Raw genomic sequence first — 26,003 nt, 5'->3', positions numbered from 1 at the left:
TCGAGACCCGTTCGACATGCCAATGGAAACGGCCCCCGGAGTTTCCTCCGAGGGCCGTTCCACTTCGTAGCGGGGACAGGATTCGAACCTGCGACCTCTGGGTTATGAGCCCAGCGAGCTACCGAGCTGCTCCACCCCGCGTCGGGTGAACGCCACGTTACCGAAGGCTCTCGCGCAGTTCCAAATCGGGCGGTCACCAATGGCGGTGAGACCCGTCACGCCTGCGGTCGCGCGGCCGTCCGCACGGCGCGAGCGACCGAAAATGTACGCACTTTCGCGGCGTGTCGCCGTGCAGACGCGGTCGCTCGCGGCAGTGGCGGCTCAGCTCGGGGCAGTGGTGGCTTAGCTCGCGGCAGTGGCGGCCTCAGCTCGCGGACTGGTACTTCTCCATCGCGTCGTCGAGGCGTTGCAGCGCCTCGCCGTACTCGGCGAAGTTACCGCCCTGCTGGGCCTGACGCAGCCCGTCGAGCGCCGCGTTGACCTCTTGCAGCGCAGCGGCTTTCGCGCCCGACAGCTGGACCGGTCCACCCGGCGGCACCGCCGCGGGCGGCGGCGACTCCGGTGCCCGGCCCTGCTGGTTGGCCGGGGTGCGGGCCGGCGGTTCACCGTCGGCCGGCGGCTGGGCGGCGGGCTGCTGTCCGCCGGTGCCCGCGATCGGCGCGGGGCCGGTGGCGGTGGCGTCCGCGCCGGGTCCGAACAACTCGGTGAGCGCATCGCGCACCGTCGGGCCGTAACCGACCTTGTCGTTGTACATCATCGCCACACGGATCAGGCGCGGGTACGACGACGCGGCATCGCTGGCCCCGGGCGAGGCGTACACCGGTGCGACATAGAGCAATCCGCCCTCGGCGACCGGCAACGTCAGCAGGTTGCCCCACCGGATGCGGTTCTGGTTGTCGCGCCCGATCACACCGAGGTCCTGGGACACCGCGGTATCGGTGCTGATCGCGTTGAACGCCAGCTTGGGACCGTTGACCTGACCCGGAATGGTCAATACGGTGATCTTGCCGTAGGTCTCGGGGTCGGAACTGGCACTCATGAAGGCGGCCAGGAAGTCGCGCCGGAACCGGTTCATCGCACTGGTCAACTGGAACGACGCCGCACGGTCGTTTTCCGCGAGGTCTTTGGCCACGATGTAGTACGGCGGCTGATAGCTGCTCGCGGTCGGGTTGGGATCCAGCGGAACGTCCCAGAAGTCCGATGTCGAGAAGAACGTCACCGGATCGTCGACGTGGTACTTGGCCAGCAGCGCGCGCTGCACCTTGAACAGGTCTTCGGGATAGCGAAGATGCTCCTGCAGTTCGGCGGAGATCTCGCTCTTGGGCTTGACCGTACCCGGGAACACCTTCATCCATGCCTGCAGCACCGGATCCTGCTCGTCCTGCGCGTACAGCGACACCGTGCCGTCGTAGGCGTCGACGGTCGCCTTGACCGAGTTTCGGATGTAGGACACCTGCTTGTCGGGCTGCAACCGGTTGAGCGCCACTTCGTTGGAGTCGACGGTGGCCGAGGACAGCGTGGTCAACTCCGAGTACGGATAGTTGTCCAGCGTGGTGTAGCCGTCGACGATCCAGACGATCCGCTCGTTGACGATCGCCGGGTAGACGGTGGTGTCGGTGGTCAGCCACGGCGCCACCGCCTCGACCCGCTTGGCCGGGTCGCGGTTGAACAGCAGCTTGCTGTTCTCCCCGATGACGTTGGAGAACAGGAAGTTTCGTTCGGCGAACTTTGCGGCGAAGACGCTGCGCGTCAGCCAGTTGCCGATCGGAACGCCGCCCTCACCGGTGTAGGTGTAGTTGCGGGTCTCGACGTTGTTCTCGTAGTCGTATTCGCGCGGGGCGCCGTTTTCGCCGACGATGGCGTAGTCGGCCGGGGTGTTGGCGATGACCGGGCCGTAGTAGATGCGGGGTTGGGCCAGCGGGGCGGGCCCGGGCGAGATCACCTCACCGTTCGCGCCGACCACGCTGGACAGGAACTCCGGATATCCGCCGTTCTGGTTGGGGTCGTTGGCCACCCCGCGCACGGTGTTGGCCGGCGAAGCGATGAACCCGTTGCCGTGGGTGTAGACCGAGTGGCGGTTGATCCAGTCGCGCTGGTTGTCGATCAGCCGGTCGGGATTGAGTTCGCGCGCGGCGACGACATAGTCGCGCAAGTTGCCGTCGTCATCCCGGTACCGGTCCATGTTCAGTTGGTCGGGGAAGTAGTAGAAGTTCTTGCCCTGCTGGAACTGGGTGAATGCCGGGCTGACGATGTTGGGGTCGAGCACGCGGATGTTCGACGTCGTGGCGCGGTCAGCGGCCACCTGGGCTGCGGTCGCGGGGGCGTTACCCGGATAGTCGCGATAGCTCACCACGTCGTCGGTGAGCCCGTAGGCCTGTCTGGTCGCGGTGATGCTTCGGCTGATGTATTCGCTTTCCTTCTGCGCCGCATTGGGTTTGACGCTGAACTGCTCGACGACGAGCGGCCAGCCCGCGCCGACCACCAGCGACGAGAGCAGCAACAGCACCACGCCGATCGCCGGGATCCGCAGGTCGCGCAGCACGATCGCCGAGAACACCGCGGCCGCGCAGATCACGGCGATCGCCATCAGGATCAGCTTGGCGGGCAGCACCGCGTTGATGTCGGTGTAGCCCGCGCCGGTGAACGGCTTGCCGCCGCGGGTGTGGCTCAGCAGTTCGTAACGGTCCAGCCAGTACGCGATCGCTTTGAGCAGCATGAGGATGCCGACCAGGGTGATCAGCTGGATGCGCGCCGCACGGCTCAACGCACCGGCGCGCCCGGACAGCCGGATCCCGCCGAACAGGTAGTGGCCCAACAGGTTTCCGATGAAGGCCAGGAACGTCGCTACGAACAGGTAGTTCAGGACGAGCCGGTAGAACGGCAGGTCGAACGCGTAGAAGCCCAGATCCTTGCCGAATTGCGGGTCGGTGATCCCGAAGCTGTTGCCGTGCAGGAACAACTGGACGGTCTCCCACTGCCCGAGCGCGAACAGCCCGACGAACAGGCCGATGAGCGCGGGGACCCCGAAGCCGACGAGGCGCAGCCGCGCCATCACCGCGGTGCGGTAGGCCGCGACCGGGTCGTTGGGGCCGTTGGTCGGCACGAACACCGGCCGGGTCCGGTAGGCCAGCGCCAACCCCGCGAACAGGATCGAACCGATCAGCAGCGACACGACCAGAAACAACAGGATCTGCGTGAACAGCACCGTGGTGAAGACCGAGCGGTAGCCGAGTTCGCCGAACCACAGCCAGTCGACGTAGGTGTCGATCAGCCGCGGGCCGATCAACAACAGGAGCACGATCACGGCTCCCAGCGCGATGAGGATTCGGCTACGTCGTGTCAGCTTCGGCATTCGTGCCGCGGGCCGCATACCCACTCGTTGACTCCAGTTTCATTCGGCTACGTCGTGCTCGACGTGGCCCCAACTCTACGCAACGGCTTTTCGCCGGTGACCTAACAATGGGGGCGTTCGCCACCGGCGGACAAGGTCTTCAACGCGTCGACGGCCTGCGGCAGGGTTTCGACCTTGACCAGTTCCATACCGTCCTGCGGCGCCGTCTTGGCTTCTTCGCAGTTGTCGGCGGGCACCAGGAAGATGGTGGCGCCCTCCTCGCGCGCGCTAAGCATCTTGTGGGTGATGCCGCCGATCGAGCCGACCTCGCCGTCGCCGCTGATGGTTCCGCTGCCCGCGACGAACTTCCCGCCGTTGAGGTCGCCGGTGGTCAGCTTGTCGACCACCGCCAGCGAGAACATCAGCCCCGCGGACGGCCCGCCGATTTTCTCGAGGTTGAACTCGATCGAGAACGGCGCCCAGGGCGCGTCGAGGACGCCGATGCCGAGGAAACCCTGGTCGCGGTCGGGGTGCTTGCCCAGCGTGATGGTGGCGACGCCCGACGGTGCGTCCTTGCGCCGGTAGTCCAACCTCACGGTGTCCCCCGGTTTGGTGTCCTTCAAGAGGGCCTGGAACTCCTCGAGTTTGGTGACCGGCGTGCCGTTGACGGCGTCGATCGCGTCACCGTCGCGCAGCTTTCCCGCCGACGGGCCCGGGTCGTTGACGTTTTCCACCGTCACCGCCATCGGGAACTCCAGGAAATGCAGCGCGGCGTACTCGGCACTGCGTTCGGAGTTGCGGAAATCGGTGGTGTTGGCCTCGTCGACCTCTTCGCGGGTCTTGTCCGGCGGATAGACCAGGTCGCGCGGGACCAGCTGCTCGCGGCCCGACAGCCACAGCACCATCGCCTCGCCCAGCCTGAGCTGGTCGCGTTGCGACACCGTCGTCATGTTCAGATGTCCCGACGTCGGGTAGACGTCGGTGCCCTCGATCTCGACGACCGGCTTACCGTCGAACTCGCCGAGCGTGTTGAACGTCGGGCCCGGGCCCAGGGAGACGAATGGCACAATCACCGCCGACACCAGCACGCCGAACACCAGAATCGGCACGAGCGCGACGAGCAATGTCAAAGTCCGCCTGTTCACGCCGCCCAATCTAAAGGTTGCCCCGCGGGCGACCGTGCCCACGACGTCGCTCGCCGGGCGGTCACACCGGCGCGAGCGCTGCCGTCGCGCAGAAAAGGCGGTCCAGGGTCGGTTCGCTGTCAGCGTGAGACGCCCACCCACGAGACCCCATCCTGGTGAGTACCGTTGAGGGCATGGCTGACGTGCCTTTCGGCTTCTCCGCCGGCGACGACCCCGAGCGCGACAAGCGCAAGAAAGATCCCGACTCCGGATCCGGGGGCCCCGGCGACCCGTTCGGCATGGGCTTTCAAGGCGGCTCCGAATTCGACATGTCCCAGCTGGGGCAGATATTCAGCAAGCTCGGCGAGATGTTCAGCGGCGCCGGCAGCGCGATGGCCGGCGGGAAACACTCCGGACCCGTGAACTACGACCTGGCGCGCCAGTTGGCGTCGAGCCAGATCGGTTTCGTCGCACCCGTGCCGGAGAAGACGACTGAGGCGATCGACGGCGCCGTGCGCCTGGCCGAGACATGGCTCGACGGCGTGACAGCACTGCCCGCGGGAACCAGCAAGGCGGTCGCGTGGACGCCCACGGACTGGATCGACAACACCCTCGAGACGTGGAAGCGGCTGTGCGACCCGGTCGCCGAACAGATCTCGACGGTGTGGGTGTCGGCGCTCCCGGAGGAGGCGCGCACCATGGCCGGTCCGCTGCTGTCGATGATGACGCAGATGGGCGGCATGGCGTTCGGCTCGCAGCTCGGCCAGGCGCTGGGCAAACTGTCGCGAGAAGTGTTGACCTCCACCGACATCGGATTGCCGTTGGGCCCCAAGGGCGTGGCCGCGCTGATGCCCGAGGCGGTCGAGTCGCTGTCGGAGGGCCTCGAGCAACCGCGTAGCGAGATTCTGACCTTCCTGGCCGCCCGGGAGGCCGCCCACCACCGCCTGTTCAGTCACGTGCCGTGGCTTTCCAGCCAGCTGCTCAACGCGGTCGAGGCGTTCGCCCGCGGCATGAAGATCGACATGAGCGGCATCGAGGAACTGGCTTCCGGCCTCAACCCCGCCGCGCTGACCGACCCGGCCCAGATGGAGCAGCTGCTCAACCAGGGCATCTTCGAGCCGAAGGCGACGCCGGAGCAGACCGCGGCGCTCGAGCGGCTGGAAACGCTGCTCGCGCTGATCGAGGGTTGGGTGCAGACCGTCGTCTCCGACGCGCTCGGCGACCGCATCCCCGGCACCTCGGCGCTGGCGGAGATGCTGCGCAGGCGCCGCGCCACCGGCGGACCGGCCGAGCAGACGTTCGCGACGCTGGTCGGACTGGAACTGCGTCCACGCAAGATGCGCGAGGCCGCGGCGCTGTGGGAACGGTTGACCGAGGCGGTCGGGTCCGACCGCCGCGACGCGGTGTGGCAGCACCCCGACCTGCTGCCCAGCGCCAAGGACCTCGACGAACCGGCCGGGTTCATCGACCGGATGATCGGCGGCGACACCAGCGGCATGGACAGCGCCATCGAGGAGGCGATCGCCGACCTCGAGAAGGACATCCAGAAGCCGGACGACGACGACCGGTAGCGCTTCAGCCGGTGCCCCTGTGGATAACCGCGGGTGACCGGCGCGCGGCGTGGCACGCTCGATCGATGACGCGCTATGCGTTGAGCGCCGCGACGCCGGTGCTGATGCGACCGGACGGGGCTGTGCAGGTGGGCTGGGACCCGCGGCGCGCGGTCGTGATCCGTCCACCGGCGGGGATGTCGGCGGCCACGCTGGCCGACATGCTGCGCCGTCTGCAGACCGGCGCGCGACTGGCCGACCTCGCGGCGCTCGCCCCCGACGGCGCGCCCGTCGAGAACCTGCTGACGTCCCTGGTCGACGCCGGTGTGGTCACGACCGCCCCGCGACGGCGTGGCCGTTCGGCTGCGGTGCGCATCCACGGGCGCGGCCCGCTGTCGGATCTGCTCGCCTCGGCGCTGCGCTGTTCGGGTGCGCGCCTGACTCACAGCACCCGTACCGACACCGGTGCGCCGTCGGAGCCGACCGACCTCGTGGTGCTCGCCGACTACCTGGTGGCCGACCCGCGTATGGTGCGCGAGCTCCATGCCGTCGGCGTCGCCCACCTGCCGGTGCGCGTGCGCGACGGTGTCGGCCTGGTCGGGCCGCTGGTCCTGCCGGGGGTGACGAGCTGTTTGGCCTGCGCGGACCTGCACCGTAGCGACCGTGACGCGGCGTGGCCGGCACTCGCGGCCCAACTGCGCCACACCGTGGGCAGCGCAGACCGGGCCACGGTGCTGGCGACCGCGGCGCTGGCCCTCAACCAGGTCGACCGGGTCGTTCGCGCGGTGCGTGGCGGCGCCGACGTCGCCGGCTCCTCCGAACCGCCGCCGACGCTGGACACCACATTGGAGTTCGACGTCAACGTGGGTTCGGTGGTGGCACGGCGATGGTCGCGGCATCCTCGCTGCGCATGTTGACATCGGCCGTTGGCAAGTCGTTGCGCTGCGGGCAACCGCGTCATGGATGATGGTCTGGTGAGTGAGATCAAGCGGGGTCGGGCCGCGCGCAACGCCAAGCTCGCGAGCTTGCCGGTCGGGATGGCCGGCCGGGCAGCCTTGGGCTTCGGCAAACGGTTGACCGGACGGTCGAAAGACGAGGTCAACGCCGAACTGATGGACAAGGCCGCTCAACAGCTTTTCACCGTGCTCGGTGAGCTCAAGGGCGGGGCGATGAAGGTCGGTCAGGCGCTGTCGGTGATGGAGGCCGCGATCCCCGAGCAGTACGGCAAGCCGTACCGCGAGGCGCTGACCAAGCTTCAACGGGAGGCTCCGCCGCTGCCCGCGGCCAAGGTGCACAGGGTGCTCAACGCCCAATTGGGTACGAAGTGGCGGGAGCGGTTCGCGTCCTTCGACGACAAGCCCGTGGCGTCGGCCAGCATCGGTCAGGTCCACAAGGCGGTGTGGTCGGACGGTCGCGAGGTCGCGGTCAAGATCCAGTACCCGGGCGCCGACGAGGCGCTGCGCGCCGACCTGAAGACGATGCAGCGCATGGTGGGCGTGCTCAAGCAACTGTCCCCCGGCGCCGACGTCGACAGTGTGGTCAAAGAACTCATCGAGCGCACCGAGATGGAACTCGACTACCGGCTGGAGGCCGACAACCAGCGCGCGTTCGCCAAGGCCTACGAAGGCCATCCGCGCTTCGTGGTTCCCCGCATCGTGGCCAGCGCTCCCAAGGTCGTGATCCAGGAGTGGATCGAGGGCGTGCCGATGTCGGTGATCATCCGAGAGGGCACTCAGGAACAACGAGACCTGATGGGTACCAGGCTTTTCGAGCTGACCTACGATGCGCCTCGCCGGCTTGAGATGATGCACGGTGACACTCATCCGGGCAATTTCATGCTGCTGCCCGGCGACAAGATGGGTGTCATCGACTTCGGCGCGGTCGCCCCGATGCCCGGCGGTATCCCGATCGAGATCGGGTTGGCGACGCGGTATGCGCTCAACGACGACTACGACAACCTGCTCACCACCATGCAGAACATCGGCTTCATCCAGAAGGGCGAGCAGGTCTCCAAGCGCGAAATGGACGACATGATGCGCCAGTACGTCGAACCGCTCGAGGTGGAGGTCTTCCACTACAACCGCAAGTGGTTGCAGCGGATCACCACCGCGAACATGCGGCCCGAGCGCGCCGCCGGCCAGATCAAGGCCGCCCGGCAGATGGACATTCCGGCCAAGCTCGCCATCCCGATGCGGGTGATCGCGTCCAACGTCGCGATCGCGTGCCAACTCGATGCGCATGTTCCGGCGAGAAGCCTTGCCACCGAGCTGATCCCGGGCTTCGCCGACGAAGCCGCCTGAGAAACAGCACGTTTGGCGGGAAAAACCGGCAGCCGTCTATGCGGCTGCCGGGTTCCCGATGCCGTTCTTGCGCGGCCGGCCCCGTGGACGCTTGCGCGCGATGACGGTGCCCCGTTCGAGGATCTCGCCGCCCCAAACACCCCACGGCTCTTGCCGTTCCAGCGCTGCGGCCAGGCACTCACGCCGGATCGGGCACTGCACGCACAGCGCCTTGGCGCGTTCGAGTTCGACGGGATTCTCGGCGAACCACATATCGGGATCGCCCCTGTGACACGGCACCGCCAGCTTCGTCTTGTCTCGGCATGTCCCGAGTGACATGTCCAGTCCTTCCCTGGTCGTGGGTTTCGAAATCTCTTCCCTGTGGATCCGGGACCAGGGCTTTGGAGTGGTGTCCAAAAGACCAAGGCCACGGATCCGACTGCGGGTCCGTGGCCTTTTCGGCGAAATCGTGGGCTTACCTAGGTGGTGCCCCGATCGACGGACGACACAGTCGCGGCGGCGCGGCGCTTGCGCTGCGGGGTGATGGCAGCGGCGGCACCGGCGGCGTGCGCGGCGGCGAACGCGGGATGCGCCGCGGCGGCGGCGACATGGAGGGTCCGCGTCATACCAGCAACGGCTACGCCGGTGAATGCGTAGTTGCTACCCATGATGTCGGTCCCTCCTTTCGCGCAAAAGACACCCAAACAGTGTGATGTTGAGGCTAAGCGTAACAGCGGCGGCTGACAATTGATTTTTGACCAGCAGGTTTGGCGCGATCTTTACGACGTTTGGCCGTGAGGTCGCCGGCCTAGCGGCTTCGGCTCTTGACCATGGCGAGCACATCGGCGCCGTACTGCTCGAGCTTGCGCGCCCCGATGCCCGGGATCGCGACCAGCGCGGCGTCGTCGGTGGGCAGGGTCTCGGCGATCGCGATCAGCGTGTTGTCGGTGAACACCACATACGCCGGCACGCTCATCTCCTTGGAGGTGCGCAACCGCCAGTCCTTGAGGTCGCTGAGCAATTGCTCGTCGATGTCCGACGGGCAGGTTTCGCAGCGGCGCAACATGATTGCCGCCGGTGCGGTCAGCGCGCTGTTGCACACGCGACAGCGGGGGGTCGCGCCGCGGGGACGGCGGGGCTTGGTCGGTGTGTCGCTGGTGTTCGACGACTGCGGCGCGATGCCGTTGAGGAACCGCGACGGTTTGCGGCTCTGCCGTCCACCCGGAGCGCGGGCGAGCGCCCAACTGAGCGCCAAATGCACACGCGCCCTGGTGATTCCGACGTAGAGCAACCGCCGTTCCTCTTCGACCGCCTCGCTGTCGGGACCGTGCGCAAGGGCGTGGGAGATGGGCAGCGTGCCGTCGGCGAGGCCGACCAGGAACACCGCGTCCCACTCCAGCCCCTTCGCCGCGTGCAGTGAGGCCAGCGTGACGCCCTGCACGACCGGAGGGTGGCGCGCGTCGGCGCGCTGGCGCAGTTCGACGAGCAGTGCGCGCAGATCGAGGGTGGGGCGCAGCGCGACTTCCTCGTCGACGAGTTCGGCCAGCGACGTCAGCGCTTCCCACCGTTCCCTCGCTTTGGTGCCCGGCGGCGGCTCGGTGGTCAGCCCGAGTGGCTCGAGCACCGCACGCACCACCTCGGGCAGAGCTCTGTCGACGTCCGGTTCGGCACTGCGTTCGGCCGCGCGCTGCAACGCCACCAGCGCCTGGCGGATCTCCTGGCGGCTGAAGAAACCCTCGCCGCCGCGCACCTGGAACGGGACGCCGGCTTCGGTGAGCGCCTCCTCGTAGACCTCCGACTGGGCGTTGATGCGGTAGAGCACCGCGATCTCGGCCGGTTCGGTGCCGGATTCGAGAAGCCGTTTGATGTTCTTGGCCACCGCCTTGGCCTCGGCGACCTCGTCGGGGTACTCGGCGAACCGGGGCGCGGGGCCGGGATCGCGCTGACCGACCAGATGCAACTTGCTGCCCGCCATCCGGCCGCGCGCACCGGCGATGACCCGGTTGGCCAGCGACACCACCTGCGGGGTCGAGCGGTAGTCGCGTTCCAGGCGGACCACCGCCGCGTCGGGGAAGCGCCGGGAGAAGTCGAGCAGGTAGCGGGGGGTGGCGCCGGTGAAGGAGTAGATGGTCTGGTTGGCGTCGCCGACGACGGTGAGGTCGTCGCGCTCCCCGAGCCAGGCGTCGAGCACGCGCTGTTGCAGGGGCGTCACGTCCTGGTATTCGTCGACGACGAAGCAGCGGTAGCGGTCGCGGAACTCCTGCCCCACCGCGGCGTCGTTCTCGATGGCCGCGGCGGTGTGCAGCAGCAGATCGTCGAAGTCGAGCAGTGTGGTGCCGTCACTGCGGGCCTTGAGCGCCTCGTAGCCGGTGTAGACGGCCGCGACCTTCGCCGCGTCGAACGGGATGTCGCGGCCGACCTGTGCGACCGCGGCCGGATAGTCCTCGGGACTGATCAGCGATGCCTTGGCCCACTCGATCTCGCCCGCGAGGTCGCGCACGTCGTCGGTGCCGGTCGACAGGCGGGCCCGGTTGGCGGCTTGGGCCACCACCGCGAATTTGGTGTCGAGAAGTTCCCACGTGGTGTTGCCGACGACGCGGGGCCAGAAGTACGACAGCTGGCGACGCGCGGCGGCGTGAAACGTCATCGCCTGCACCGAACCGGTGCCGACACCGCCGAACGCCGCGTCGAGCGCACGCAACCGGGCGCGCATCTCACCGGCCGCGCGCTGGGTGAAGGTGACCGCGAGGACCTGCCCGGGCGCGACGTGGCCGGCCGCGACCAGGTGCGCGATGCGGCGGGTGATCGTGCGGGTCTTACCGGTGCCCGCGCCGGCGAGCACGCACACCGGCCCGCGCGGGGCGAGCACCGCCTCGCGCTGTTCGTCGTCGAGGTCGTCGACGGCGTCCGGGCGGCTGCCCACCGAAGCGACCTCTACCGACATGCGGTCCATCTTGGCAGGGGCCGGTGACAAATGACCGGTACGGCGTCGGGCATGTTCGGTCCATCCGATACGTTGAACGCCTTATGAGCGCAGCACAGACTCCCGTGATCATGTACACCACCACCTGGTGTGGCTACTGCGTGCGTCTGAAGAAGGCGCTGCAGGCCGAGGGCATCGAGTTCACCGAGGTCGACATCGAGAAGGATGCCGCGGCCGCGGAGTTCGTCGCCACGGCCAACGGGGGCAACCAGACCGTGCCGACGCTGAAGCTGCCCGACGGTTCGACGTTGACGAATCCGACCGCGCGCGAGGTCAAGGCCAAGCTGGCGGGTTAGTCCGGGGTTAGTCCAGCGCGGCCCAGGACTCGATGATCTCGCGCGCGATCGAGATCGATCCCGGAAGCAGCAGCCGTGACGGCGAGTCGCTGCTCCAGTCGCCGTGGTCGAGGGCCTCGCGGATCTCGGCCCGGGTGAACCAGGCGGCCTCGGCGATCTCACCGTCGTTGAACGCAAACTGCTGATCGGGATCGCCGATCGCGTGGAAGCCCACCATCAGCGACCGCGGGAACGGCCAGGGCTGGCTGCCCAGGTAGGTGACGTCGGTGACGGTCAGCCCGATCTCCTCGGCGATCTCGCGCACGACGCAACTCTCGAAGGACTCACCGGCCTCGACGAAACCGGCCAGGATCGAGAACAGCCGCTCCGGCCAGACCGTTTGACGGGCCAGCACGGCGCGGTCGTGTCCGTCGTGTACGAGGCAGATGACCGCGGGGTCGATGCGGGGATACTCCTCGTGGCCGTTGAGGGGGTTGACCCTCGCCCACCCGCCCTTGACGGGCTTGGTCGGTGAACCGTCGAGCGGGCTGAACCGGGCACTGTCGTGCCAGTTGAGCAGCGCGGTCGCGGTGGCGACGAGTTGTGCGCTGACGTCGTCGAACACCTGACCGGCCCGGCGCAGGTCGAGCACCTCGGTCTCGGTGTGCGGGTCCTCCGGCCCCTCGAGGGCAGCGCGGATCGCCCACACATGCCGACCGTCGTTGAGCCTGCCCAGGAAGACTGCGTTCTCCGGCGGGCGGTCGCCGAGCTTGGCCGCGTCGCCGAGCACCACGCTGCCCTCGGCGATCAACACCTGGTGGCGGCGGTCGACGCGCAGCACCAGCGCGTCGGGCCATCCGGCCAGAGCGGCGTCGATGTCGGTGCGCAGGGCATCGGCGCGGTCGGCGCCGACGCGGGACAGCAGCGGCACGTTGCGGAGGCGAAACCGGGTCATCGTTCGGTTGTCACTCGGCGTCCGCATTGCGGATGTAGAGCAGCCGATCGCCGGACTCGACCGTGTCCACCTCCGGTGAGTCGACGCGCAGCAGCTCCCCTCCACGGACGACGCCGAGGACGATGTCGTGTAGGTGGCGCGGGGAGCCGCCCACCTCCTTGGGCGTCACCTCCCGTTCGGCGATCGCGAAGCCGGCGTCCGGCGTGAGCAGGTCTTCCATGATCTGCACGACGCTGGGGGTCTGGGTGGCGATGCCGAGCAGTCGGCCCGCGGTCTCCGAGGACACCACGGTCGAGTCGGCGCCCGACTGCCGCAGCAGGTGCTGGTTGTCGGACTCGCGGGCCGCGGCGATGATCTTGGCGTTGGGCGCGAGCTCACGCGCGGTCAATGTGACGAGCACGGCGCTGGCGTCGTCGTCGGTGGCGACGATGATCGACTTCGCGTGCTGGGCGCTGGCCAGGCGCAGGATGTCGGCCTTGGTGGCGTCGCCGTGGACGGTGACCAGCCCGGCGCTGCGGGCGCGTTCGAGCGCGCCGGCGTTCTCGTCGACGACGACGATGTCGGCGGGGGCGACCTCGTCGCCGACCATCGCGGCGACCGCCGTCCTGCCCTTGGTGCCATAGCCGATGACGACGGTGTGGTTGCGCACTCTGCTCCTCCATCGCTGGATCTTCAATGCCGCGCGCGACTGGCTGGTCAGCGTCTCGACTGTGGTGCCGATGAGGACGATCAGGAAGGCGACGCGCAGCGGGGTGACCACCAGGACGTTGATCAACCGGGCTTCGGGCGTGAACGGGGTGATGTCGCCGTAGCCGGTGGTCGACAGCGAGACGGTCGCGTAGTACAGGCAGTCCAGAAACGACAGCTGGTTGTCCTGCACGTCGCGGTAGCCGTCGCGGTCCAGGTACACGATGAACACGGCCGCCATCAGCGCCAGCGTCGCGTAGATGACACGGCGGATGATCCGCTGGGTCGGGCTGACGAACGGTTCGGGAATCCGCAGGATGTCGACGAGCCGCGAGTCGGGCTGTGTAGTCAGGTCCTGTTCGATCGCGGCGAGCCGGCGCCGCAGCCTACCTTTTGCCACGAGGACCCGTTACCGGTCCCGCAGGGGTGTGCACGCCACAATGTAATCATGACCTCTCCCCCGCCCGAACTGCAGCAAATGGCCAGCCCGTCGCGCGCCTACCGGATGGCGGCCGGCCTGCTGGGTATCGGGACGCTGCACTTCGTGGCGCCCAAGCCGTTCGACGGCATCATTCCCGCCGAGCTGCCCGGCAGTCCGCGGTTCTACACCTACGCCTCGGGTGTCGCTGAGCTCGGGGTGGCGGGGTTGCTGCTGGTGCCGGGGACGCGACGTTTGGGTGCGTTGGCCGCGGTGGCACTGTTTGTCGCGGTGTTCCCCGGCAACGTCAACATGGTGCGGTTGTGGTGGGACAAGCCGTGGCCGATGCGGTTGATCGCGATCGCCCGCCTGCCGCTGCAGATTCCGATGATCGTCCAGGCCGTCAAGGTGTACCGCGAGTCTTAGGCCGCCTCCAGCAGGTCGGCGAGTTCGTCGACGTCGGGCAGCGGGTCAGGGGTGATGGTGACGCCGCTGCGCACGTAGTGAAACGCCGCCCGCACCGACTCGACGGGGCATCCGTGCAGGGCGGCCCACGCCACCCGGTACACCGCGAGCTGAATCGCGTTGTGCTGCATGGCTTCCGCAGTACTCGGAGGCTCGCCCGTCTTCCAATCGACCACGATGGCCCCGCCGTCGTCGTCGGCGAACACGGCGTCGATGCGTCCCCGGATCACCCGTCCGCCGATCACCATGTCGAACGGCACCTCGACGTCGATCGGGGTGCGCGCGGCCCACGGCGACACCGCGAACGCCGCCTGCAACTCAGCGAGTTCCTCGGCCACCGCGGTGTGATGGTCGACCGCACCGGGCAGATCGTCGAGGTCGAACAGGCGATCGGCGTGATAGAAGCGCTGCACCCAGTCGTGAAACGCCGTGCCCAGCAACGCATGTGGATCCGGACGCGTCGGCAGCCTGCGGCGCAGCCGCTGTGAGACGCCTTCGGGGTCTTTGCCGAGCTCCACCAGGGTGCTGACCGATACCTGAAGAGGCAGCGGTGGCGCCGACGGTTCGACCACCCGGGTGCGTTCGGCGATGAGCGCGTCGACGTCGGCCTCCCATCCTTCTCCGGACTCGACGGGTTCGTCGTCGCGGGCACCCGACATCGCCGCGGCCACAAGCGTTGCCCCGCGAGCCACATCGCCGCGACGCGCACCGGCAGGATCGGCGGGCCAGACGGCTTCGACCACCTTGTCCCGCAGCGGGTTCGGCTCGCCATCGGGTGGAGCGGGTGCCCACTGTTCGATCACGCCGCAGGGCTCACCCTCTTCGGCGGACTTGCCGATGATGCCTTTGAGCTCACAGAGGAACTCCGATGGCCCACGGGCCTTGCTTTCGGATGCTCCCCAGTGGTGCCCCGACAAGAACAGGGTGTCCTCGGCGCGGGTGAGCGCCACGTAGAGCAAGCGGCGTTCCTCGTCGATGCGGCGTTGTTCGAGGTTTCTCTTGTGCTCGCCGATCACGTCGGACAACCGCTTGCGGTCGTTGACGTCGCTGGTGTCGAGCACCGGGACGCCGTGCTCGGAGAGCGTGGCCCGGTCGCCGCGCAGCAGCGGAGGGAGGTCTCCCGCGTCGGTCAGCCAGGTGCGGGTGGTACCGGTCGAGGGGAAGACGCGACCGCTGAGGTGCGGAACGGCGACCACCTGCCATTCGAGTCCCTTTGCCGCGTGGACGGTCATGATCTGCACCCGGTCGGCCGCGACGGACCCCACGGCGGGAGCCAGGCCGTTCTCCACCTCTTCGGCGGCGTCGAGGTAGGCCAGCAGGCTGGTGACACCGGCGCCCGGGCGGCCGGCGAAATCGGCCACCACATCGGCGAACGCGTCGAGATGTTCGGTGCCCGACCAGCCCGCCGAGACGGGGCGGCGCGCGCGCACCTCGGTGTCGATGCCGAGCACGCGGCGCACCTCGGCGACAAGCTCGGGAAGCGGGTGTGACAGATGAGCCCGCAATGCGGTCAGCTCGCGGCCCAGTGCGACGATCCGCGCGTATCCCGTCGGCGAATAGGCCTCGGGCGCACCGGGGTCGGTGACCGCCTCGGCGATGCACGCGGTGTCGGCGTCGGGGGCCGCCTGGGCGGCAATGCGTTCGGCGGCCTCGGCGGGGGCGTCGGCTCGCCCGCTGTCGTCGAGCTGCACCGCGCGCCTCCACAGCGCGGTGATGTCGCGCCCGCTCAGTCGCCAGCGTGGCCCCGTGAGGACCCGCATGGCCGCGCTGCCCGCGGTCGGGTCGGCCATCATCCGCAACATCGCGACCACGTCGGCGACCTCGGGCACGCCGAGAAGGCCGGCCAGCCCCACGACTTCGACCGGCACACCGCGGGCCGTGAGCGCTTCAGCCATCGGCGCGGCGTCGGCGTTACGGCGCACCAGCACGGCCGTCGTCGGCGCCGGCACCCCGTCTTCGCGGGACCGCTCATAGATGTCGGCGATATGGCCTGCGAGCCACTCACGTTCGGCGGCAACGTCATTCAGCAGGGCACATCGGATTGTGCCCGGCGGGGCGTCCGGCCTGGGCAGCAGTGAACGCACCGCCACCGAACGACGCCGCGCCTGTGCCGACACCGCGTTGGCCAGATACAGCGTGCGGGGCGGATTGCGCCAGCTCGTACGCAGCTCCAAGGTGGGCGCCGGCGTGCCGTCCGAACGGGGGAAGTCGGTGGCAAAGCGCGGCAGGTTGGTGGCCGACGCACCGCGCCACCCGTAGATCGACTGGATGGGATCGCCCACCGCGGTCAGCGCGAGGTCGTCGTCGGCTCCCCCGCCGAACAACGACGACAAGGCGACGCGCTGCGCATGCCCGGTGTCCTGGTACTCGTCGAGCAACACCACCCGATACCGCTGGCGCAGTTGCTCACCGACATTCGGGAAGTTTTCGGCCAGCCGGGCGGCCGAGGCCATCTGCATACCGAAGTCCATCACTTTCTCGGCCCGCATCCGCTGATGAAGGGCGTCGATCAGCGGGACCAGCTCGGTGCGCTCGGTCTGGGTGGCCAGCAGCCGCAGCAGCCACTGGCTGGGGCCGCGGTCGCGTTGGTAGGGGCCGGCGGGCAGCGTGTGCACCAACCGCTCGAGCTCGACATGCGTGTCGCGCAACTGGTCGGTGTCGACGAGGTGCTCGGCGAGTTGACCCGCCAGCCGCAGCACCATCGAGGTGACCGCCGCCGGCGTCTTCTCGGTGTGCAGTTCGGGGTGCTCGCACACGACACGGAAGGCCAACTGCCACAGCTCGGTTTCGCTCAGCAGCCGGGTCTCGGACTCGACGGGCAGCAGCAGGCCGTACTCGCGCAGTAGGTTGCCGGCGAACGCGTGATACGTGCTGACGGTCGGTGGCTCGTCGATGGTGGCGCCGCCGTCGTGGGGGTATCTCCCGCCGGCAAGGGAGAGGCCGGCGCCCTCGAGTCGGGCGAGGCGGGTGCGGACCCTGCGCAGCAGCTGTCCGGCTGCCTTGCGGGTGAAGGTGAGGCCGAGAACCTCACCGGGGCGAGCGAACCCGTTGGCGACCAGCCACACCACCCGCGCCGCCATGGTCTCGGTCTTGCCGGCACCGGCGCCGGCGATGACCACGAGCGGTCCGGGCGGGGCCGCGATCACGGCGGCCTGCTCCTCGGTCGGCGCGAAAAGGCCGAGGGCCGCGGCGAGTTCGTGCGGGCTGTAGCGCGGGGTCATGGCTGTCCTCCAGTCGCGGCCTGGGCGGGACACATGGCCCGCACCGGGCAGTGGCCGCATCCGTCATTGATCCGCGCGACGAACTCCGGACCCTGGGTGGCTGCCGCCGCCGCGCGCACGGTGTCACGCCACTGGTCGCGCTTCTCGGGTGTCAGCGCGTCCTGTGTGCGCTCGGTCGGACCCGATGCGCAGGTTTTGCCGAGGTAGACCAATCGGCCGCCCCCCGGTGAGTCTCCTTGCGCGAGCAGACCTTCCGCGATGGCCAGCTGATACATCGCCAGCTGGGCGTGGTTTTGCGCATCGTCCTTGGTGACCGGGCTCTTGCCGGTTTTGAGGTCGACCACGACCAGCCGCCCCTCGCTGTCGCGTTCGAGGCGGTCGACACGTCCACGTACGCGTACGTCGAGCCCGTCGTCGCCGCCGTCGACCACGACACCGTCGACACCGATCTCGCTGCCCACCTCGGTGAGCTGGCCGCGGGTCTGCGCACGCCACCGCTCAAACGTCGCCAACATCTCCCGCTGCCGACCGAGTTCGTTGTCGGCATACCAGCGCGACTCGAACGGCAGATTGGGCCAGATCTTCTCGAGCTCGTTGATCATCTGGCTCTCGGTGCGCCCCGGGTCGGCGACGAGCGCATGCACCAGCGAGCCGACCGCCGAGCGCACGTCGCGACCGTCGGCGCCGCCGTGCCGCTCCAGCAGCCAGCGCAACGGACAGTCGGTGAGCATCTGCAGCGTCGACGGCGACAGCGTCACGGTGTGGTTGCCGACGTTCCACAGCGGGTCCTCACTGGACAGCGGAGTCATCGACTGCCACTGCGACGGGTCGGCTCCGGGCACGCCGGCCGCCGCCAACCGCGCCAACAGCGTTGCCGCACATGCCCTTACTGTGTCGTCGACCGCGCCGTCGGACGCGCACACCACGGCGCGCAGCCGTCCGACCAGCGCCGCGGGGGCCAGCACGCGCGGTGCGCTGACCGGCTCGGTCATGTCGGAACCGTCGTCTTGGGAGCGCGTGCTCAACTCGTAGCAGAACGCCGACGGGAGCAGCGACTCGTCGCCGCTGCTGTCGACCGCCGTCACCAGCAGGCGGCTGCGGGCACGCCCCATCGCGGCGATCAGCAACCGGCGTTCCTCGGCCAACAGCGGCGCCCGGGTCGACACGCTTTCTGCGTCCTGGGTGACGCCGTCGAGCAGGTCGACGAGCTGCTGGGTGGCCAATACGCCGCCACGCGGAACGGTGTTCGGCCACAGGCCTTCCTGCACGCCGGCGATGACGACGAACTCCCACTCGCGGCCCATCGCGGCGTGGGCGCTGAGCACGGCGACCGCGTCGTCGTCGGCGCGCTCGTCGCGGGCGGGCGACCCGAGATTCGCGACGTGGTCGATCAACCCGCGCAGCGTCGCGCCCGCGGTGCGGTTCACGTACTGCTCGGCGACGTCGAAGAGCGCGGTGACGGCGTCGAGGTCCCGGTCGGCCTGCGCACCGGATACGCCGCCGCGTTCGCTCGCGGCCAGCCAACGTCGTTGCAGCCCGGAACGCTGCCAGGCCTGCCACAGCGTGTAGCGCGGATCGCCCCCCGTCTCGGCACTGCGACGGGCGGCCGCCAGCACCTTGCGCACGCGGTCCACGGGCCGGCCAAGGCTCTCCGGCAATCCGTCGACGCCGTGCTCCAACGCCTCGACCAGCAGATCGCTGAAACCGCGCGGCGGTTGCGAGCCGTCGATCCGTCGTAGGGCGCGCCGCAGTTGACGCAGCGACACCGGATCGACGCGGCCGATCGGTCCCGTCACCAACGACGCCGCCTGGTCGGCGTCGAGACCGTGCGATGTCGCCGCCAAGACGGTGAGAAGGGCCCGCACGCCCGGCTGGTCGCCGAGCGGTGTCGCAGGCGATGGGCTATCCACCGGGACTCCGGCCGCGGCCAGCGTGCGCGCCAACGCCGCGCCCAGGCGGGGCACCGAACGCACGATGACAGCCATCTGCGACCACGGGACGCCGTCGACGAGGTGCGCCCGGCGCAGCGCGTCGGTGATCATCGCCGACTCCGCATGCGGCGAGGCGGCGATGCGCACGGCCACGGTGCCGTCGGGGCCGGGCGCACCGGTCAGCACGCGCCCCTGCTCGGCGCCGGGCAGCCGTCGTGCAACCTCGGTGATGGCTCCGGCGATCGCCGGTGCGCAGCGGTGTGACTCGGTCAGCACGATCGCCGGCTCCTCGCCGCGCAGCAGCGCCGGGTCGGCACCGCGGTAGCCGAAAACCGCCTGATTGGGATCACCTGCGAACACCGTGGTTTCGGCACCCTGAGCCAGCACCCGAACCAGGAGCGCGGCCTGCGGGTCGAGTTGCTGTGCGTCGTCGACGAGGAGGATCTTGATGCGTCCACGTTCGGCGGCCAGCAGCTCACCGTCGGTGGCCAACGCCTCCAGCGCCGCTCCCACCAGTTCGGCCGCGCCCAGTGCCGGGATGGTGGCCTGTGGAGCCGCCATTCCGACAGCCGAACGCAACAGCATGATCTGCTCATAGGCCTGGGCGAACTGGCCGGCCGCCAGCCACTCCGTCCTACCCGAGCGCCGCCCGATGCGTTGCAGTTCAAGGGGATCGACACCGCGTTCGGCGCACCGGGCCAGCAGGTCTCGCAGCTCGTTGGCAAAGCCGACCGTGCTCAACGCCGGGCGCAGATGGTGCGGCCACGCGGTCGCCGCGCGGTCGCCGTCCTCGACGTCGCCGGCGAGCAGTTCGCGGATGATTCCGTCTTGTTCGGCGCTGGTGATCAACCGCGGCGGCGGATCGCCGTTGCGCTGAGCGGCCAGCCGCAGCACCGCGAACGCATACGAGTGCACAGTGCGCACCAGCGGTTCGCGAACGACTGCGCGGGCACCGGCCTGCAAGAGCGTCGAGGTGATGCGGGCCCGCGCCTGCGCGCCGAGTCGAGCCGAACCAGTCAGCAGCAGAACCGATTCCGGATCGATGCCGGCGGCGATGTGCGCGACCGCCGTCTGGATCAGTAGCGAGCTCTTGCCGGTGCCGGGCCCTCCGATCACACGGAAAGCGCCGCGCGTGCCGGGATCGGTGAGCGCGCTCGGCGTGAGGTCGGTGTGCGGTGCGGACATGTGGGAATGACACCACGGGGGTCCGACACGTGGCCCTCACCCGAGGCTGGCAGCATCACAGCCGTGACCGAACCCCTGCACGTTCACCGTTACGGGCCGGCCGGGCCCGCACAGGTGTTGGCGATCCACGGGCTGACCGGGCACGGCCAGCGGTGGCAGACGCTGGCGACCCGCCACCTGCCCGAGTACGCGATCGTCGCACCGGACCTCATCGGGCACGGCCGCTCGTCGTGGGCGGCGCCGTGGTCGATCGACTCGAACACCACGGCGCTGGCCGCGCTGCTCGAGCGTCCCGCGGTGGTGGTCGGCCACTCCTTCGGCGGTGCGGTGGCGCTGAATCTGGCTGCCGCCCGGCCAGAGCTGGTGTCGCGGATGGTCCTGCTGGACCCGGCCGTCGGCTTGGACGGCGAGTGGATGCGCCAGATCGCCGACGACATGTTCGCCTCCCCCGATTACACCGACCGCGCCGAGGCGCGCGCCGAGAAGGCCAACGGGTCGTGGGGTGAGGTCGCATCGGCCGAGTTGGATCGCGAGCTCGACGAGCATCTGATCGATCTGCCGTCCGGGCGGGTCGGCTGGCGGATCAGCATCCCGGCGATGATGGCGTACTGGAGCGAGCTCGCGCGCCCGGTCACGGTGCCTCCCAAGGGGATTCCCACGACACTGGTGCGGGCCGCCCGCACCAGGCCGCCGTATGCGACCGACGAGATCGTCAGCACCCTCGCGCAGCGACTCGGCGCGGACTTCGGGCTCTTGGAGTGGGACTGCGACCACATGGTCGCCCAGGCCCGGCCCGCCGAGACCGCGGCGCTGATCCGCGAGCACCTCGAGTCCTAGCGATGGCGGCGGTCACCGACGAGCAGGTGGAGGCCGTGCGCGCACTGGTCGCTTCGATACCGCCGGGCCGGGTGTCGACGTACGGTGACATCGCCGATGCCGCCGGGCTTTCCAGTCCCCGCATCGTCGGCTGGATCATGCGCACCGACTCGTCAGACCTGCCGTGGCACCGGGTGATCACGGCGTCAGGGAAACCGGCTGCGCACCTGGCGACGCGCCAACTCGAGCGGCTCCGGGCCGAAGGCGTTCTCGCGCACGACGGTCGGATCCGGCTCGCCGAGGTGCGACACCGGTTCTAGCGCCGCGAGTGTGGGGTTGATGCACATCTGAGCGCCGAAAATGTGCGGGTAACCCACGTTCGCGCCACAGACTAGAGCACGAGGCGGACCAGCGCCGCCGTCCGCGCGAGACCGGGGAACGCGGCCGCCGTCGACCGCGGATGTAGGGCGTGCACGGCGATGCGGAACATCAACGCGCGCAACAACATCTGCGACCACTCCGGCAGCGGGCCCCAGCGTTCGATCAGTCCGTCGTCGGCCTCGCCCCAGGACAGCGCGTCGACCACGACGACGCCGGCTGCCCATGACGCCGGCCGCCAGTACGGGATGATGTCGGTGATCCCGGGTGCGGCGGTGCCCGCGAAAAGCACTGTGCCGTAGAGGTCGCCGTGGACCAGCTGGCTGGGGCTCTTCGTCGGCTTACGCAGGGTGGCAAGCTGATTGAGCAACTCGATCGAGCGCTGCCCGTCGGCCGACCCCGGGGACACCTTGGCGCCCGGCGGCAACGAGTGCAGCGGCCGTTCCTCCCAGGCTGCGCGGTCGGCCGCGATGAACACGTCGACATCGGCCCACGGCGCCACCGGTGGCTGCGTCAGGAATCTCGGGCGTTCGAGTTTGGCCGTCGCCTCATGCAGTCGCACCGCGGCCGAGACCACCTCGTCGTGGCGCGGTTCGGGAGTTCCCGCGACGAAGGTGTCGGCACGCCACCCGGCCACCACATAGCGCCCATCGGTCGACCGCACCGGACGCGCCAGGCGCACCCCGTCGACGAACAGCGTCTCGCGGACCTTGGCCGACCATGCCGCGCGCGCGTGGTCGGCGACCATCGACACCACCACTTCCCCGCAGCGCCAGCCGCCCTCCCAGCCCGGCCCGAGCGCAACGGGTTGCACACCGGACAGGCCGAACGCGGCCAGCACATGATCCGGTGGCCGTTCGACAGTCACCACCTCAGCGTAAGCGGAGTTTCGGCAAACCAGCCGTTAGTACATGACCATGTCGGGTTCGAGTTGTTTACCCCACGCGACGATTCCGCCCTGCACATGCATCGCGTCGGAGAACCCGGCGTTCTTCGCGATCGCCAACACCTCGGCTGAGCGCACACCGGTCTTGCAGTAGAACACCGGCGTCCGGTCGGTCGGCAACTTGGCCAGCGCCTCGCCGGATTCGAAGGCGCCCTTGGGGATCAGCTCCGCGCCTTGGATGCGGTTGATGTCCCACTCGACCTGTTCGCGTACGTCGATCAGGGCCAACGGCTTGCCCGAATCGATAAGCTCCTTGAGCTCACGGGGGGTGAGGGTCGAGTCGGCCGCGGCCTCGGCGGCGGCGTCGGACACCACGCCGCAGAATTCCTCGTAGTCGATCAGTTCGGTGATCTTCGGGGTCGACGGGTCCTTGCGGATCTTGATCGTGCGATAGGTCATGTCGAGTGCGTCGTAAACCATCAGGCGGCCCAGCAGCGTTTCGCCGATGCCGGTGATCAGCTTGATGGCCTCGGTGCCCATCACCGATGCCACCGACGCACAGAGGATCCCGAGCACGCCGCCCTCCGCGCACGACGGCACCATTCCCGGTGGCGGCGGTTCGGGGTACAGGTCTCGGTAGTTCAGACCCAACCCGTCGGGGGCGTCCTCCCAGAACACCGAGATCTGGCCCTCGAAGCGGTAGATCGACCCCCACACATAGGGCTTGTGGGCCAGCACGGCGGCGTCGTTGACGAGGTAGCGCGTCGCGAAGTTGTCGGTGCCGTCCAGGATCAGGTCGTACTGCTCGAACAGCTCGACCGCATTCTCGGGTTCGAGCCGGAACTGGTGCAGGTTGACCGTCACCAGTGGGTTGATGTCGAGAATCGAGTCACGCGCGCTCTCGGCCTTCGACCGGCCGATGTCGGATTGGCCGTGGATGATCTGGCGCTGCAGGTTGGACTCGTCGACCACGTCGAACTCGACGATCCCGATCGTGCCGACGCCTGCGGCGGCCAGGTACAGCAGCGTCGGGGAACCCAGCCCGCCGGCGCCGATGACCAGGACACGGGCGTTCTTCAGCCGCTTCTGCCCGTCCAGGCCGAGGTCGGGAATGATGAGGTGACGGCTGTAGCGCGCCACTTCCTCGCGGGTGAGTTCGGCCGCCGGTTCTACCAGCGGCGGCAACGGTGTCGACACCGTGTTTCTCCTTGATCCACCTGATTCGACGTCTATGACCATCACAGCAGTTACGACATTCAACAGCAACGAGCGACGATCGCTTCCCGCACGTTCGGTGGTCGGTCAGCGTGTACGAGCGACCGCTCTGGTACGTCCAGGCACGGCGTGTTGCCGCACAAACACGGCCGCTCGCGGAATCAAGGAAGCGACTCAGGCGATCGGGTACGGCCAGGGGTTGGGTTTGCAGATGTGGTTGTCGGGCTGCACCGACTGCGGGTCGAAGCGCGCTGCGTCGTTGTTGTTGGTGGAAAAAGTCTGCTGCATCATGACCGGTGCCAGTTGGTCGTTGCCCCCGCAGGGCTCGTGCCGTTGGTAGCCGATCGCGTGGCCGACCTCGTGGTTGATCAGGTACTGCCGATACGACCCGACGTCGCCTTGGAAGGGCACCGCACCACGCACCCACCGCGCCTCGTTGATGAACACGCGCGGCTGCCCGTCGCGGTAGGCCGGGTTGTAGCAGGACGCCTCCAGCTGGATGTCGTAGCCGCAGCCCTCGCGCACGGTCATCGGCGTGCTCAGCGACACCCGGAAGTCCGGTTCGATTCCCGACGTCCCGTCGATACGGGTGAAGGCGAACTGCGGGTTGTGGGTCCAGCTCTTGGGGTTGGCCAGCGTTTCGGTGACCATGCGGGCGAACGCCTCGTCGCCGCCGAATGTCGTGGTGTCGATGCCGTCCTCGACCTCGACCGTGTAGGTGAACACCTTCGCGGTGCCCTGGCCGACCTGCGAGGTGGCTCCCGGCACGACGTGCCACGTCTTGGCGCCGGCCTCGGTGAACGGGCCGCCCTGGGGCAGGATTCCGGTCGGCAGGTTCGCGTCGAACTGCGTCAACCCCTTGGGCGGCGCCCCGATGATCGCCGTGCTGGCCACGCCGATGGTCGGTGGGCCCTGCACCGGGCCCTCGGCCTGTTTCGGTGCCGGCGCGCCGGTGCCGGTGATGGTCTGGTAGACGACGACCCCGGTCAACACCATGAGGACGGGCAACGCGTAGGCCCGCCAGCCGTAGGTGGACACGAAGCGACCGAGCCACGACTGCTTGCGGAAGCCACGGTGCTCGTCGCGATTGGACCTCACCCGTCCCGAGCTCTCCGCGAGGGGATCGCGCTGGGCACGCAACGGCTCGCGCCATTCGTTGCGCAGCGCGGGCACGCGAACACCCCCGCCGTGTTCGGGACCCATCTGTCCTCCTCGCGTACGGGAGTCGTAGGTCACCGCAACAGGATGACACAGGCCGACGTCCTCTTACTTTCGGCGCGCCATCGACCGCCCCGAGCGCTGTGATCCGCGCCTCACCAGCATGCTTTATCAACGGTAGTAAGGTCATTGCGATAACCGGTGCCCGACGACGCAGATGAAGGATGTGATGAGCGATCTCGCCAACACCGCCGCGAAGAGAGGCGCGCAGCCGGGCGGCGAAGTGTTGAATCGGCGCGGCGGCAGACTGCCGCGCGATGAGCGCCGAGGGCAGCTACTGGTCGCTGCCAGCGAGGTTTTCGTCGACCGCGGCTACCACGCGGCGGGCATGGACGAGATCGCCGAGCGCGCTGGAGTCAGCAAACCCGTTCTCTACCAACATTTCTCGTCCAAGTTGGAACTTTACCTGGCGGTGCTGGCCAAGCATGTGGAGAACCTCGTCTCCGGTGTGCGTCAGGCGCTGCGCACGACAACCGACAACCGGCAGCGGTTGCGCGCCGCGGTCCAGGCGTTCTTCGACTTCATCGAGCACGACGGCCAGGGTTACCGCTTGATCTTCGAGAACGACTACGTCAACGAACCGCAGGTCGCCGCGCAGGTGAAGGTGGCCACCGAGGCGTGCACCGACGCGGTGTTCGACCTGATCAGCCGCGACTCCGGACTGGAAGCGCACCGCGCCAGGATGATCGCGGTCGGCCTGGTCGCCATCAGCGTCGACTCCGCGCGCTACTGGCTCAACAACGACCGTCCTATCTCCAAGGACGACGCGGTCGAGGGCACGGTCCAGTTCGCTTGGGGCGGACTGTCACACGTGCCGCTTACCCGGTCTTAGACCCGATCCCGACCCCGAAGCCGACACGCCGGACATCGGCCGCGCCGATCTCCACGTAGGCGATCTTGGATGTCTGCACGAGGAAGCGCCGGCCCTTCTCGTCGGTCAGAGCCAGCACACCCGAATCCTTGGCCAGCGCATCGGTGAACAACTGCTCCACCTCGCTGGGTGTCTGCGCGCTGTTGAAGCTCAGCTCGCGCGGGCTGTCCGTGACACCGATCTTGACCTCCACGCCGTGGGCCCCTTTCGTCTTT

At 68.6% G+C, this 26,003-nt stretch carries 21 protein-coding genes and 1 tRNA gene; 8 read left to right on the top strand and 14 right to left on the bottom strand.

From position 1 onward, the window contains the following. Positions 1-67: 67 nt before the first annotated feature. From AU198_RS02790 to AU198_RS02780, 3 genes are all read right to left on the bottom strand, one after another. Positions 68-141 (bottom strand) — tRNA-Met (locus tag AU198_RS02790). Positions 142-364: 223 nt separating this feature from the next. Continuing rightward, positions 365-3,376 carry a UPF0182 family protein gene (locus AU198_RS02785; RefSeq protein WP_064345897.1) on the bottom strand — a complete coding sequence of 1,004 codons (3,012 nt, stop codon included), beginning with the start codon at positions 3,374-3,376 and terminating at the stop codon, positions 365-367. Positions 3,377-3,453: 77 nt separating this feature from the next. Continuing rightward, positions 3,454-4,476 carry a YlbL family protein gene (locus AU198_RS02780; RefSeq protein WP_064345896.1) on the bottom strand — a complete coding sequence of 341 codons (1,023 nt, stop codon included), beginning with the start codon at positions 4,474-4,476 and terminating at the stop codon, positions 3,454-3,456. A 155-nt stretch (positions 4,477-4,631) separates the two neighbouring features. Between AU198_RS02780 and AU198_RS02775 the strand changes: the two genes are divergently transcribed. The 3 genes from AU198_RS02775 to AU198_RS02765 all read left to right on the top strand — a co-directional run bounded on the left by AU198_RS02775 (position 4,632) and on the right by AU198_RS02765 (position 8,305). Next, complete coding sequence (locus tag AU198_RS02775; RefSeq protein WP_197416000.1) at positions 4,632-6,026, top strand: zinc-dependent metalloprotease; 1,395 nt, start codon at positions 4,632-4,634, stop codon at positions 6,024-6,026. 65 nt (positions 6,027-6,091) lie between these two features. After that, positions 6,092-6,922, top strand: a complete 831-nt coding sequence (locus AU198_RS02770; protein WP_064345894.1) for a hypothetical protein — start codon at positions 6,092-6,094, stop codon at positions 6,920-6,922. A 42-nt stretch (positions 6,923-6,964) separates the two neighbouring features. Next, the gene (locus tag AU198_RS02765; protein ID WP_064345893.1) at positions 6,965-8,305 is read left to right on the top strand and encodes a macrolide-binding ATPase MABP-1; all 1,341 of its coding nucleotides are present in this window, start codon (positions 6,965-6,967) and stop codon (positions 8,303-8,305) included. A gap of 36 nt (positions 8,306-8,341) precedes the next feature. Here the strand turns inward: AU198_RS02765 and AU198_RS02760 are convergent, their stop codons facing one another. From AU198_RS02760 to AU198_RS02750, 3 genes are all read right to left on the bottom strand, one after another. Further along, entirely contained in the window at positions 8,342-8,623 is a 282-nt protein-coding gene (locus AU198_RS02760; RefSeq protein WP_064345892.1) for a WhiB family transcriptional regulator, read from the bottom strand. Between the two features lie 140 nt (positions 8,624-8,763). Then, positions 8,764-8,952, bottom strand: coding sequence for a hypothetical protein (locus tag AU198_RS02755; RefSeq protein WP_064345891.1), 189 nt, complete (start codon positions 8,950-8,952; stop codon positions 8,764-8,766). A gap of 140 nt (positions 8,953-9,092) precedes the next feature. Next, positions 9,093-11,228, bottom strand: coding sequence for an ATP-dependent DNA helicase UvrD2 (locus tag AU198_RS02750; RefSeq protein ID WP_064346037.1), 2,136 nt, complete (start codon positions 11,226-11,228; stop codon positions 9,093-9,095). 83 nt (positions 11,229-11,311) lie between these two features. On the opposite strand from AU198_RS02750, the gene AU198_RS02745 reads away from it, so the two are divergent. Beyond that, the gene (locus AU198_RS02745; protein WP_064345890.1) at positions 11,312-11,563 is read left to right on the top strand and encodes a mycoredoxin; all 252 of its coding nucleotides are present in this window, start codon (positions 11,312-11,314) and stop codon (positions 11,561-11,563) included. Between the two features lie 7 nt (positions 11,564-11,570). Here the strand turns inward: AU198_RS02745 and nudC are convergent, their stop codons facing one another. Together nudC and AU198_RS02735 are read right to left on the bottom strand one after the other, a co-directional pair. Then, the gene (nudC, locus tag AU198_RS02740; protein ID WP_064346036.1) at positions 11,571-12,497 is read right to left on the bottom strand and encodes an NAD(+) diphosphatase; all 927 of its coding nucleotides are present in this window, start codon (positions 12,495-12,497) and stop codon (positions 11,571-11,573) included. Positions 12,498-12,507: 10 nt separating this feature from the next. After that, positions 12,508-13,584 (bottom strand): potassium channel family protein, encoded by a 1,077-nt coding sequence (locus AU198_RS02735; RefSeq protein WP_064345889.1) that lies wholly within the window; start codon positions 13,582-13,584, stop codon positions 12,508-12,510. Positions 13,585-13,632: 48 nt separating this feature from the next. Here AU198_RS02735 and AU198_RS02730 point away from each other — a divergent pair, with 48 nt between their 5' ends. Further along, on the top strand, positions 13,633-14,028 hold the full coding sequence (locus tag AU198_RS02730) for a DoxX family protein (protein WP_064345888.1): 396 nt from the start codon (positions 13,633-13,635) through the stop codon (positions 14,026-14,028). On the opposite strand, the gene AU198_RS02725 is transcribed toward AU198_RS02730, so the two are convergent. Together AU198_RS02725 and AU198_RS02720 are read right to left on the bottom strand one after the other, a co-directional pair. Then, positions 14,025-17,348 carry an ATP-dependent DNA helicase gene (locus AU198_RS02725; protein ID WP_082690824.1) on the bottom strand — a complete coding sequence of 1,108 codons (3,324 nt, stop codon included), beginning with the start codon at positions 17,346-17,348 and terminating at the stop codon, positions 14,025-14,027. The genes AU198_RS02730 and AU198_RS02725 overlap by 4 nt on opposite strands. After that, positions 17,285-20,404: an ATP-dependent helicase gene (locus tag AU198_RS02720; RefSeq protein ID WP_064345886.1), complete on the bottom strand. Its 3,120-nt coding sequence runs from the start codon at positions 20,402-20,404 to the stop codon at positions 17,285-17,287. The genes AU198_RS02725 and AU198_RS02720 overlap by 64 nt, the downstream gene beginning before the upstream one ends. 6 nt (positions 20,405-20,410) lie before the next feature. On the opposite strand from AU198_RS02720, the gene AU198_RS02715 reads away from it, so the two are divergent. Together AU198_RS02715 and AU198_RS02710 are read left to right on the top strand one after the other, a co-directional pair. After that, the gene (locus AU198_RS02715; RefSeq protein WP_064345885.1) at positions 20,411-21,241 is read left to right on the top strand and encodes an alpha/beta fold hydrolase; all 831 of its coding nucleotides are present in this window, start codon (positions 20,411-20,413) and stop codon (positions 21,239-21,241) included. A 2-nt stretch (positions 21,242-21,243) separates the two neighbouring features. Continuing rightward, on the top strand, positions 21,244-21,540 hold the full coding sequence (locus AU198_RS02710; RefSeq protein ID WP_064345884.1) for an MGMT family protein: 297 nt from the start codon (positions 21,244-21,246) through the stop codon (positions 21,538-21,540). A 71-nt stretch (positions 21,541-21,611) separates the two neighbouring features. Here the strand turns inward: AU198_RS02710 and AU198_RS02705 are convergent, their stop codons facing one another. The 3 genes from AU198_RS02705 to AU198_RS02695 form a co-directional block, all read right to left on the bottom strand. Further along, positions 21,612-22,466, bottom strand: coding sequence for a TIGR02569 family protein (locus AU198_RS02705; RefSeq protein ID WP_064346035.1), 855 nt, complete (start codon positions 22,464-22,466; stop codon positions 21,612-21,614). A 36-nt stretch (positions 22,467-22,502) separates the two neighbouring features. Beyond that, positions 22,503-23,681, bottom strand: a complete 1,179-nt coding sequence (gene moeZ / locus AU198_RS02700; RefSeq protein ID WP_064345883.1) for an adenylyltransferase/sulfurtransferase MoeZ — start codon at positions 23,679-23,681, stop codon at positions 22,503-22,505. Positions 23,682-23,873: 192 nt separating this feature from the next. Continuing rightward, positions 23,874-24,695: a DUF3152 domain-containing protein gene (locus AU198_RS02695; RefSeq protein WP_502689259.1), complete on the bottom strand. Its 822-nt coding sequence runs from the start codon at positions 24,693-24,695 to the stop codon at positions 23,874-23,876. A gap of 391 nt (positions 24,696-25,086) precedes the next feature. Here AU198_RS02695 and fasR point away from each other — a divergent pair, with 391 nt between their 5' ends. Beyond that, positions 25,087-25,749: an HTH-type transcriptional activator FasR gene (fasR, locus tag AU198_RS02690; protein WP_064346034.1), complete on the top strand. Its 663-nt coding sequence runs from the start codon at positions 25,087-25,089 to the stop codon at positions 25,747-25,749. On the opposite strand, the gene AU198_RS02685 is transcribed toward fasR, so the two are convergent. After that, a complete protein-coding gene (locus AU198_RS02685; RefSeq protein WP_064345881.1) occupies positions 25,736-25,981 on the bottom strand; it encodes a DUF3107 domain-containing protein in 246 nt (81 codons plus the stop codon). The genes fasR and AU198_RS02685 overlap by 14 nt on opposite strands. Positions 25,982-26,003 lie beyond the last annotated feature (22 nt).

Source organism: Mycobacterium sp. GA-1199 (assembly GCF_001500045.1).
Lineage (GTDB): Bacteria > Actinomycetota > Actinomycetes > Mycobacteriales > Mycobacteriaceae > Mycobacterium.
Note: the sequence above shows the minus strand (reverse complement) of the source record. Positions and strands in the feature narration are given on the sequence as shown.